Source organism: Phycisphaerae bacterium, from assembly GCA_035384605.1.
Lineage (GTDB): Bacteria > Planctomycetota > Phycisphaerae > UBA1845 > PWPN01 > JAUCQB01.
The window spans coordinates 1-3,530 of record DAOOIV010000222.1; the positions used below are offsets into that span (position 1 = coordinate 1).

2 protein-coding genes are annotated in these 3,530 nt (G+C 61.0%); one reads left to right on the forward strand and one right to left on the reverse strand.

Going from position 1 to position 3,530, the window contains the following annotated elements:
- Positions 1–164: 164 nt before the first annotated feature.
- Positions 165–1,592 carry a sulfatase-like hydrolase/transferase gene (locus PLL20_22030; GenBank protein HPD32679.1) on the reverse strand — a complete coding sequence of 476 codons (1,428 nt, stop codon included), beginning with the start codon at positions 1,590–1,592 and terminating at the stop codon, positions 165–167.
- Positions 1,593–1,893: 301 nt separating this feature from the next.
- Between PLL20_22030 and PLL20_22035 the strand changes: the two genes are divergently transcribed.
- Positions 1,894–3,384 carry a trypsin-like peptidase domain-containing protein gene (locus PLL20_22035; GenBank protein ID HPD32680.1) on the forward strand — a complete coding sequence of 497 codons (1,491 nt, stop codon included), beginning with the start codon at positions 1,894–1,896 and terminating at the stop codon, positions 3,382–3,384.
- Positions 3,385–3,530 lie beyond the last annotated feature (146 nt).

A 3,530-nucleotide genomic window follows, 5' to 3' on the forward strand; every position in this document is an offset into this window, starting at 1 on the left:
AGCAGGTAGGGCAGGTCCGCCGGGTGCCATGCCCACGGCTTTGCGTGGGCATGCGCCTTTCCATCCTTACGGCCACACATCTGTGCGGCTTGCGCGCATGTTTCCGGATCGCAGAACGTTTGGGTTGCAGCCCGCAAAGGCGGTCCGGCTCGGCAGCTTGATGGTCAGTTCCTACTTGAGGCCGTCGGCCATCTCGGACACCGGACGTTCCACTCCTTCACCCGGGCCCGAAGCGCCTCCAGCACTTCGCGGCTGGCCGGGTCTTTGGCCAGATCCTTCAACTCGAACGGATCGGCCGCTACGTCAAACAGGTGCTCGGTGCCCTTCTTGCGATCGTTAAAGTACACGTGCCTCAGCGCTCGGACGCCGTCGGCGGAGCTGGTCTCGATGAGGGCAACGTTTTCGCCGACCGTCTTGCGCCGCCCCAACAGAACCGGGGCTATCGACGTGCCCTGTACGGTATCCGGAGCCGCCAGCCCGCACAGATCCAGCAGCGTGGGCATCACGTCCACCAGGCTCACGATCTGTGCATCAACCACCGCCGGCTTGAGCCGCTGCGGATAGCGGAAGATCATCGGGATGTGGATCGATTCCTCGTGGTGCGTGTTCTTGTTGAAAAGGCCGTGGCTGCCCAGCAGGTCGCCGTGATCGGAGGTCAGCAGCACAATCGTGTCGTCCTCGATCCCGGCCTGACGAATCGCATCCAGCACCCGGCCGATGCACTCATCCACCGCCGTGATCTGACCGTCATACAGGGCGGTCAGTTCACGAAGGGTCATCCCGGCCGGCAATGGCTGCCCGAATGTGTCCTTGTGCTCATAATACTGAAAATCCCACATGTAGATCTTGAACCAGTTCTCGTCGTAGGCCAGTCTGCCGTTGACCCAGGTGTTGTCGCGGATCACAACCTTGGCCGGATCGTACATCCTGCGGTATTGCTCCGGCATCTCCGAAACGGGCATGTGCGGCGGACCATACGCCAGGTACAGAAAAAACGGGCGATCCTTGTGCCCGCGGATGTACTCCACCGCCGCCTCGGTTTCGTGGTAAGGCGCGTAGTCGTCGTAGATGTAGGGTTCGCCCTCGTTTCTGAAAAAGGTCTGCTTGAAGTAGCGATGCCGCATCCTCGGCCGCAGGCTTTCGCGAAAACCAAGCGCCTGAGGCGTGGGCGCCAGGTGCCACTTGCCGATCAGAACCGTGTCATAACCGTTCGCCGCAAGCACCTCCGCCAGAGTCGGCGTCTGATTCGTCGGCCGACCCGGTCCCGCTTCATTGTCTTGATTGCGCAGCACGCCCGTGGAACGGGCATATCGGCCGGAAAGAAGAATCGATCTCGCCGGCGAACAAACCGGAAAATTGCTGAAAGCAAACTCCATTCGCACGCCCGTGGCTGCCAGACGATCGATACTCGGGGTCCGCACCACCGCGTGACCGTAGCAGCCGACCTCCGAGGCGCGAAGTTGATCGGGAAAAACGATTACCACATTGGGCCGTCTGGATGAAGGCGCGACCCGCTCATGATCCGCCGGCCCGGCCGCCGCCGGAATCACCGGCGTCACAACCCACAGGCAAATCAGTGAAATCGCTCGCATGACAAGAAATCCTCCCAACAGGCAATCCGTATCTCGCTCGCGAGTATAACCATGCCGATAGCCCGGGAAAACCGGCAATCGGGCTGCGTGACAGTCTCGGCGGGCATGCCGACCGGTCCAGGTTGGGCGATCAACCCCCTGATACCCTTGCCGAGGTTAATCACAGGCGCGCCCAGCGGCCCCGGGGACGCATGCGGAGCACCGCGTGCTTGCCAATATCCCACGCCGCGACGATGATCTACGCACCGGGGTACACTCGATATTCGTGATTGCTCCCACCCGGCACCGTGAAGGAGAGAATATGAAAAGGTGGTTGACTACCCTCGTGATTGTGGCCCAGACGGTGTGCCTCCTGCCGGCCGGCCCCGCCCACGCCGATGACGTGCGCAAGTCGGTCGTCAAGGTCTTCTCGACCAAGAGCCCCCCAAATATGTTCCGCCCGTGGGAGATCACCCCGCCCCAGGAGGTTACCGGCTCCGGCGTCATCATCGAAGGAGGGCGAGTCCTGACCAGCGCCCACGTCGTCTCGTGGAGCCAGCAAATCTATGTCCAGCCCAACGAGTCTTCAGAAAAGCTCGATGCCACCGTCGAGTACATCGCCGAGGATTGCGACCTCGCCATACTCACCATTGATGACGAAGATGCAATCAAGGACATCAAGCCGGTCCCGCTGGCCGAAAAGCTTCCGCCGCCGAAAACCAAAGTGAACGTGCTCGGTTACCCCGTCGGCGGTGATACGCTCTCCGTTACCGAAGGCGTGGTCTCCCGCATCGAATGGACCAACTACAACTACGGCACGGCCGCCTTGCGGATCCAAGTGGACGCGGCCATCAACCCCGGCAACAGCGGCGGCCCCGCTATCGTCCAGGACGCCGTAGCCGGCATCGTCTTCAGCCGCTTCCCCGAAGGCGAGAACATCGGTTACCTGATCCCGGCCGAGGTCGTCAGGCATTTCATCGACGACTTCAAGACCGACGGAAAATACGACGGATTCCCAAAAATCGACGTCCGCACCGCCACGCTCGAAAATCCCAGCCTGCGCAGCTACCTGAACATCGAACGTCAGCAGACCGGCGTCGTCGTGCACCGCGTGGACCAACCGGATCTCAAGGAGAAGATCAAACCTTGGGACATCATCTCCGCCTGCGACGGCGTCGAAATCGACAACCTCGGAGTGGTGCCTATCGCTGAGGACATCCGCGTCGAATGGGGGTATCTCATCTCCAAAAAGGCGCCCGGCAGCACGGTGAAGCTGAAGCTCATCCGACAAGGCAAACCAGCCGAGGTCGAGGTCGCGACCATCACTAAAGACAATGGCATTATCCAACGGATGACCCGGACACGGCCGACCTATTTCCTGTACGGCGGCCTGGTGTTCTCGCCGGCAACGGCCGAACTCGTCTCGGTGATCCCCCCCAGATACGTTGCCATGCTCGGGTCGCGAGGCTCTCTGCTGTTCAAACGAGCCGATGAGGACCGCGTCGAGCCGGGCGACGAGATCGTCGTCGCCTGCAGCGGCATCCTGCCGCACAGAATCACCAAGGGCTACGGCATCAGCCCGCTCTCGGTCCTCACCCACGTCAACGACCAGCCCGTAAAAAGCCTCCGCCACGCCATCGAGCTGATCAAGGCCGGCAAGGATAAGGATTATGTCGTCTTCCGCTTCGAGGAGGAAAATGAGGCAAAAATCGTCCTCGAACCCAAGCTGGTTGAGAAATTCACCCCCGATATCTTGCGAAACAACAACATCCCAAGCGACCGATCGGAGGATCTGAAAGATGTGTGGCCGTGATGCCGTCATGATCCGAAGTCTCGTTGCTGTTTTGAACTTGTCATGGATCGGGCCGGCGCTGGCCGACGGGTCGGCGGTGACGAGATCGGCTCCCGACGACGACCGCAAACCGGCCAAACCCTGGCTGGCCTTGGCCGACTATCCGC